Origin of the sequence: Bacillus sp. SIMBA_005 (genome assembly GCF_046535585.1) — a bacterium.
Classification (GTDB): domain Bacteria; phylum Bacillota; class Bacilli; order Bacillales; family Bacillaceae; genus Bacillus; species Bacillus pumilus.
The window spans coordinates 1-261 of record NZ_JAWRWI010000632.1 but is presented as its reverse complement, the minus strand read 5'-3'; the positions used below and the strand labels follow the sequence as shown (position 1 = coordinate 261).

General features: G+C 34.9%; 1 protein-coding gene. It reads right to left on the bottom strand.

Annotation, left to right across the window (positions count from 1 at the left end):
- On the bottom strand, positions 1 to 261 hold a 261-nt coding region (locus SB660_RS21610), incomplete at both ends, for a hypothetical protein (protein WP_410584468.1).

Below are 261 nucleotides of genomic sequence, written 5' to 3'. Positions count from 1 at the left end.
CTTATCAATCAAGTTATTGGAAATACTTTTCCCAATCGACTTCATATTCTCGTTAATGAACTTGGTGAATTCATTAAGCTGTTTAGCGATATCAGTGATTTTACCATCCATAAGCTTATCTTCAAGCTTTTTGAATGCTCGTTCATCATTTACCAGGTCATCGTACTTGTTGTTAATTGATTCTTCATCTTTATCAAGCTGATCTTGAAGGGCTTCTTTCCGTTTTGTGTTGCTACGATCTTTTACATACTCATCCAAAGC